This window comes from Bradyrhizobium sp. (assembly GCF_019242285.1).
Classification (GTDB): Bacteria; Pseudomonadota; Alphaproteobacteria; order Rhizobiales; family Xanthobacteraceae; genus Bradyrhizobium.
In genome coordinates, this window is record NZ_JAFAVV010000402.1 from 1 (window position 1) to 6,823 (window position 6,823).

Below are 6,823 nucleotides of genomic sequence, written 5' to 3' on the forward strand. Positions count from 1 at the left end.
GGCCGACAACATCCGCGTCTCGATCCTGTGCCCGCAGGGCGTCGACACCGACATGCTGCGCGCGATTCCGAAGGGCCCGCAATCCGGCGACGGCGATCTTTCGCCCGAGCAGGTCGCGCAGGACGTGCTCGCCAGCATCGCGCAGGAGACGTTCGTCATCCTGCCGCATCCGCAAGTGCTCGGCTACATGCGAAAGAAAACCGAGAATTATGATCGCTGGATCGCCGGCATGGCCAAGATCCAGGCGAAGTTGCGCGAAGAGCACGGGAAGTGATTGCAGCAGGAGAGGTGCCGTGAGCCGTGTCGCGTGGGATTCACCTATGTCAAACAGCATTCGATGTCGTCGCCCGGCTTGCGAGCCCGCCGAAGCCTTTGGCGTAGGCGGGACCGGGCGATCCAGTATTCCAGAGACAGTCGTGTTCACACGAGACGTATCTGGAATGCTGGATGCCCCGCTTTCGCGGAGCATGACAGCGGGGGACACACGTCCACCTTCTCGCGACTGATTAGCCCGAGCTTTGCAAGAACGGTCACCCTCGAAAACGAGAGGGCGCAGGGAAGACCGGGTATCGACCGATACCCATGGCCCCCGTGCAACAGGTAAGCACGGGGTAGGAACCACAGGCTCAGCCGAGAATACCCGGCCTTCCCTGCGCGATGGTGTTAACGCTTATAGCGCGCTCTCCCCGGGGACCGGGCTTTCTTGCCCCCGTCGTCTGCGCGATGCGCAAGCATCGTCGCACACTTGGCCTCAGCGTCGGGAGGCCAGGACCACACGCCTTCGCCGTCCGCAACGGATCGCTCGTCTGGCGACACCGCTCGCGTCCACCGCAGCCCGCACTCAACGTATCGTGACGACGCGTACGTCCCTCTGCATGAGGCGGGATGCGTGAGAGATAGCATCAAATTCTGAAAAACGGAAGCTAATTATTTTTCGCGATCGATCTGGACTGCTGATTCGCCCTTGAATCGGCTGGCCAATTCCGGGTTTTCGCGCACGCGATTTGCGCCGATTCTCGATGGCGTCCGCGGCCCGATTTGGCCGGCTACACGCGTCCGGTCCGCGCGTACAGCATCGGCACCGCGGAATCGACCATCACCTCGACGAGGCTGACACCCTGGTGCGTCATGCTGCGCTTCAGCATCGGCACCAGCTCGGATGATTTCGTCACCCGCACGGCGTCACAGCCCATGCCCTGCGCGATGGCGACAAAATCGATGCCGGGCAGGTCGAGGCCGGGGACGTTGCGCACCTGCATCACGTGGCTGAACGAGCGCATCGCGCCGTAGCCCTGGTTGTTGATCACCACCACCGTCAGCGGCAGCCTGCGCTGCGCCGCGGTCCACAGCGCCTGGATCGAATACATCGCCGAGCCGTCGCCGATCAGGCAGACGGTGCGGCGCTCGGGCCGCCCGAGCGCAATGCCGACCGCGGCCGGCAGGCTGTAGCCGAGCCCGCCGCTCGACATCGTATAAAAACTGTCCTGGCCGCGCATCGGCAGGAATTTCTGCATCGCCGGACGGTGCGACGGCGCTTCCTCGACCAGCGCGGCGTCGTCGGGCATCGCCTTGGACAGCGCGTGCAGCAGATAGTCCACCGGCAGCGGATCGGCCGCGGTCGGTGCGGCCGGCAATTCGCGGCCCCGCGGTGCCGCGCGTTTCGTCTCGGGCAACAGCTCCAGCAGCAATGAGAGCGCGGGCTTCATGGTGGCGATGATGCTGGTGCCGACCGGCGTGACGGCGGCGGCGTCCGGATCATCCGTGATCTGGAAGATCGTGGTGGCGCCATCGAAGATCGCGGCTTGACCCTCGACATGGAACGTGAACACCGGCGCACCGATCACGACGACGAGGTCGTTGGGCCGCAGCGCCTCCGAGACCTGACTTGGCGAGGCGTGCAGGAAGCCGGCGAATTGCGGATGCCGCTCCGGGAACGAGCAGCGCGCCGAGAACGGGCTGACCCAGACGGCGGCCTTGGCCTTCTCCGCCACCTTGACCGTCAGCGCGACGGCTTCGGCGCGATCGACGCCGGGGCCGACCACGAGGGCCGGGTTCTGGCTCTCCGACAATGCTGCGGCGAGCGCTTTCATGCCTTGTGGATCGGGGCCGATCTCGCGCGTGACCTGCCGCGCGGACACCGGCTGTGCCGGGTGCGTCCAGTCGTCGATCGGGATCGAGACGAAGGTCGGCCCGCAGGGCGGCTGCATCGCGGTGTAATAGGCACGCGCGATCGCCGCCGGCACGTCCTCCGCGCGCGCCGGCTCGACCGAGTATTTCACATAGGGCCGTGGAAATTCCGACGCGCGTTCGGCGTAGAGAAACGCCTGCAGCGGCAGGATCGAGCGTGCCTGCTGGCCCGCGGTGATCACGAGCGGGGTCTGGTTGCGATGCGCGGTGTAGATGTTGCCGAGCGCATTGCCGACGCCGGCACCCGAATGCAAATTGACGAATCCGGCATTGCGGGTCGCCTGCGCATAGCCATCGGCCATGCCGACGACGCTCGCCTCCTGCAAGCCGAGCACGTAGTCGATGCCGTCGGGCCAGTCGGACAGGAACGGCAATTCGGTCGAGCCGGGATTGCCGAACACTCTGTCGATGCCGAATGCGCGCAACAGGTCGAACACGGCGTGCTTGACGGTGAGGGATTTTGTCATTGGTTTTTCACGCGACAAGTGACGGTCCTTGGTTGGCGTAAAGAAGCTTACCTCGCCCCGCTTGCGGGGAGAGGTCGGATCGCATCGCAAGATGCGATCCGGGTGAGGGGGGTACAGGTCCAACAATTTACACCGATCGTGCGGCTGCCCCTCACCCCAACCCTCTCCCCGCAAGAGCGGGGCGAGGGGGTTCACCGCATTCGTGGCGAGCGCTACCACGTCGCCGTGCCCTTCATCGTGGGCTGGTCTTGCGCGTTCGCGGTCCACAGTTCCATCGTCTCGCCATTGTCGTTGGCATTGACCGAGAATTCGCTGCCCTCGAACAGCGGCTGCACGCCACGATAGGCGAAGCTCTTCGGCACCGTGCCGCCCCGCAGCTTGGCGGCGAGCTCGACGATCAGCGCGGCCTGCAGCGGCCCGTGGAAGATCAGCCCGGGATAGCCTTCGACCTTGGTGACATAGTCGCGGTCGTAATGGATGCGATGGCCGTTGAAGGTCAGCGCCGAGTAGCGGAACAGCAGCACGGGATCCGCGACATGGGTCTCGCGATGCCTTGCCGCCGGGGGCGGCGGCGCGGGTTTTGGCGGCGCTGCGGCCGGTCCGCCGGCATCGCGGTAGACGATATCCTGGCGCTCGCGGATCGCGAGGCCACGCAGTGTCGTCACCTCGTGCTCGACCGAGACGAAGCACAAGGCGCCAGTCGAGCCGGTCTTCAGCGTGACGTCGGCGATGCGCGAGACGCGTTTCGCCTCGTCGCCGACCCGAAGCGGGTCGAGGAACTGCAATTCGCCGCCCGCCCACATCCGCCGCGGCAGCGGCACCGGCGGCAGGAAGCCGCCGCGGGTCGGATGTCCGTCGGGGCCAAGCTGTGACATCGGATAGACCGGCTGCGCCAGGCACCAATGCACGGTGAACGGCGCGTCGTCGCCCGTCTTCGGCTCGCCGATCTCCTGGAACAATGTCGCGCGCAAACCCTTCACCAGTTGCGCGGTGACGATGTCGGAGGCTTCCGTGCTGCGGCCGATCCATTGCCGCAGATGGTCGAGATCGAGCTTCTTCTCGGTCATGACGATTTCCGCAAGTGGCTGGCTTCGACGCGCTCCTGGTGCTCGCCGATCGCCGGCACCGCGCCATAACGGCGCGGCTCGCCGACGACGATCGCGCCCGGCGCGGGATAGGTGATGACGCCCTTCGGCGTCTCGACCTCGATGCGGCGCAGATGCGGATGGATGGTGAGGTCGGCCATGGTGTTGACCTCGGCGAAGGCGATGTCGGCATCCGACAGCCGCTTCAGCAACTCGTCGCGCGAGAGCGCGGCAAAGCTGTCGCCGACGGTCTGGTCGGTGATCTTGCGGTTGCGGACGCGCTCGACCATGTTGGCGAAGCGCGGGTCGTTCGGCAGCTCCGGCTGTCCCAGCACCTCGGTGCAGAGCTTCTTCCATTCGCGCTCGCTCTGGATCGAGATCAGGATGTCCTTGCCGTCCCTGGAGCGGAACACGCCATAGGGCGCGATCGAGGGATGCGCGAGACCCATGCGTCGCGGCGGATTGCCGGCCTCGGAATTGAGCAGCGGCACCGTGAGCCAGTCGGCCATCACGTCGAACATCGAAATCCGGATATCGGCTCCCTTGCCTGAGCGCGCGCGCCCGATCAGAGCTTCCAGGATGGCCGCATGCGCAGTCGCGCCGGTTGCGACGTCGACGATGGAGACGCCGACCCGCGACGGCCCGTCAGGACCGCCGGTGATGGAGGCAAGCCCGCTCTCGGCCTGGATCAGCAGGTCATAGGCCTTGCGATGGGCATACGGGCCCTCGTCGCCATAGCCGGTGATGGTGCAGCAGATCAGCGCCGGGTAATCCTTCTTGAGACGATCGAGCGAGAAGCCGAGCTTGTCCATCGAGCCGGGCTTCAGGTTCTGCAGCAGCACGTCGGCGCCTGAGACCAGCTTTTCCAGCCTGGCACGGCCTTCCTGGGTGGCGAGATCGACCACCTCGGAGTCCTTGCCGCGGTTGAGCCAGACGAAATAGCTGCTCTGGCCTTTCGCCGCCGCGTCATAGCCGCGGGCGAAATCGCCCTCCGGGCGCTCGATCTTGATGACATGCGCGCCGGCATCCGCCAGGCGCGAGGAGCAGAACGGCGCGGCCACGGCCTGTTCGACCGCAATGACGGTGATCCCTTCGAGCGGCAGCATGGTTCTTCTCAATAGGAGCGCGGCATGCCGAGCACGTGCTCGGCAATGTAGGACAGCACGAGATTGGTCGAGATCGGCGCGACCTGGTAGAGGCGGGTCTCGCGAAATTTGCGCTCGACGTCGTATTCCTCCGCGAAGCCGAAACCGCCATGGGTCTGGATGCAGGCGTTCGCCGCCTCCCATGACGCATCGGCTGCGAGCATCTTGGCCATGTTGGCTTCGGCGCCGCAATCGAGCCCGGCCTCGTATTTGCGGGTCGCTTCCTTCACCATCAATTCGGCCGCGCGCATCGCGGCATAGGCCTTGGCGATCGGGAACTGGATGCCCTGGTTCTGGCCGATCGGCCGGCCGAACACGGCGCGTTCCTTGGCATAGTCGGTGGCCTTGGCGATGAACCATTTGGCGTCGCCGATGCATTCGGCCGCGATCAGGATGCGCTCGGCATTCATGCCGGAGAGGATGTAGCGAAAGCCCTTGCCTTCCTCGCCGATCAGGTTCTCCGCCGGCACCTTCATGTCGGTGAAGAACACCTCGGTGGTCGAGTGGTTCATCATGGTGCGGATCGGGCGGATCGTGAGCCCCGCCTGCCTGGCCTCGCACATGTCCACGATGAACACCGACAGCCCCTCGGTGCGCTTCCTGACCTGGTCCTTCGGCGTGGTGCGCGCCAGCAGCAGCATCAGGTCGGAATGCTCGGCGCGGCTGGTCCAGATCTTCTGGCCGTTCACGATATAGCTGTCGTTGCCCTCGCGACGGGCGAAGGTCTTGAGCGAGGTGGTGTCGGTGCCGCTGGTCGGCTCGGTGACGCCGAACGCCTGCAGCCGCAACTCCCCGCTCGCGATCTTCGGCAGGAATTTCGCCTTCTGCTCGGCGTTGCCGTGCCGCAGCACGGTGCCCATGGTGTACATCTGGGCGTGGCAGCCGCCGCCGTTGCAGCCGCCGCGCTGGATTTCCTCCAGGATGGCCGCCGCCGCCGACAGCTTCAGACCCGCGCCGCCATATTCCTCGGGGATCAGCACCGAGAGATAGCCGGCCTTGGTCAGCGCATCGACGAAGGCCGACGGATAGGCCATCTCGCGGTCGAGCTTGCGCCAGTATTCACCGGGAAACTGGGCGCAGAGTTTTGCCACGGCGTCGCGGATATCGGCGTGCTCGTCCTCATGAGTGGCTTGATCGGTCATCGGAACCCAGTTGGCTACAAAAGGTAGGGTGGGCCAAGGCGCGGCCGCGTCCGCCGTAGCTCGCAGAGCGAAGGCGGAAGCGCGCCGTGCCCACCATTGTCCCGATAGCATGGTTTGGAGTGGTGGGCACGCTTCCGTCTTTGCGTGGGTGCCCTTCCGTGCACGCGGCCGCTCAACCTACCCTACAGATCTCGTGACGCCGCAAGACTAACCGGGGATGCGGACCGGCAGGTATTCGATGCCGCGCACGAAGCTCGAATAGACCCGCTTCGGCTCACCGACCACCTCGATCCGCTCGAACCGTTTCAGGATCTCCTCCCAGACGATTCGAAGCTGCAATTCGGCGAGCCGCATGCCGACGCAGCGGTGGATGCCGAAGCCGAACGACAGATGGGTGCGCGGCCGCGCACGGTCGATGATGAACTCGTCGGGCCGCTCGATCGCCTCCTCGTCGCGGTTGCCGGAGACGTACCACATCACGACGCGGTCGCCCTTTTTGATGTTCCTGCCGCCGATCTCGGTGTCCTCGAGCGCTGTGCGCCGCATATGCGCGAGCGGTGTCTGCCAGCGGATCACCTCCGGCACCATGGTATCGATCAGCGCGGGATTGGCGCGCAGCTTGTCGTACTGATCGGGGTGCTCGTTCAGCGCCAGCACCGAGCCGCTCATGGTGTTGCGCGTGGTGTCGTTGCCGCCGACGATCAGCAGGATGATGTTGCCCATCAGATTGTCGCCGTCCATGTGGCGCGTCGCCTCGCTGTGCGCCATCATCGACAACAGGTCGTTGCGCGGCTCGG

At 65.5% G+C, this 6,823-nt stretch carries 5 protein-coding genes and 1 pseudogene; 1 reads left to right on the forward strand and 5 read right to left on the reverse strand.

Annotation, left to right across the window (positions count from 1 at the left end):
• Positions 1–274: pseudogene (locus tag JOY90_RS15575) on the forward strand (short-chain dehydrogenase); the annotation flags it as partial.
• 772 nt (positions 275–1,046) lie between these two features.
• Here the strand turns inward: JOY90_RS15575 and mdlC are convergent.
• From mdlC to JOY90_RS15600, 5 genes are all read right to left on the reverse strand, one after another.
• Positions 1,047–2,654 (reverse strand): benzoylformate decarboxylase, encoded by a 1,608-nt coding sequence (mdlC, locus tag JOY90_RS15580; RefSeq protein ID WP_291692010.1) that lies wholly within the window; start codon positions 2,652–2,654, stop codon positions 1,047–1,049.
• A gap of 212 nt (positions 2,655–2,866) precedes the next feature.
• Positions 2,867–3,721, reverse strand: coding sequence for a MaoC family dehydratase N-terminal domain-containing protein (locus JOY90_RS15585; protein ID WP_291692011.1), 855 nt, complete (start codon positions 3,719–3,721; stop codon positions 2,867–2,869).
• Entirely contained in the window at positions 3,718–4,845 is a 1,128-nt protein-coding gene (locus JOY90_RS15590; protein WP_291692012.1) for a CaiB/BaiF CoA-transferase family protein, read from the reverse strand. The genes JOY90_RS15585 and JOY90_RS15590 overlap by 4 nt, the downstream gene beginning before the upstream one ends.
• 8 nt (positions 4,846–4,853) lie before the next feature.
• Positions 4,854–6,026: an acyl-CoA dehydrogenase family protein gene (locus tag JOY90_RS15595; RefSeq protein ID WP_291692013.1), complete on the reverse strand. Its 1,173-nt coding sequence runs from the start codon at positions 6,024–6,026 to the stop codon at positions 4,854–4,856.
• Between the two features lie 207 nt (positions 6,027–6,233).
• The coding region (locus JOY90_RS15600) for a cytochrome P450 (RefSeq protein ID WP_291692014.1) at positions 6,234–6,823 on the reverse strand (590 nt) is incomplete at its 5' end.

What these genes read in the sequence shown, in the direction of transcription:
- JOY90_RS15590 (WP_291692012.1), bottom strand. Translation starts at nt 4,845, where the DNA reads ATGCTGCCGCTCGAAGGGATCACCGTCATTGCGGTCGAACAGGCCGTG.
- JOY90_RS15585 (WP_291692011.1), bottom strand. Translation starts at nt 3,721, where the DNA reads ATGACCGAGAAGAAGCTCGATCTCGACCATCTGCGGCAATGGATCGGC.
- JOY90_RS15595 (WP_291692013.1), bottom strand. Translation starts at nt 6,026, where the DNA reads ATGACCGATCAAGCCACTCATGAGGACGAGCACGCCGATATCCGCGAC.
- mdlC (WP_291692010.1), bottom strand. Translation starts at nt 2,654, where the DNA reads ATGACAAAATCCCTCACCGTCAAGCACGCCGTGTTCGACCTGTTGCGC.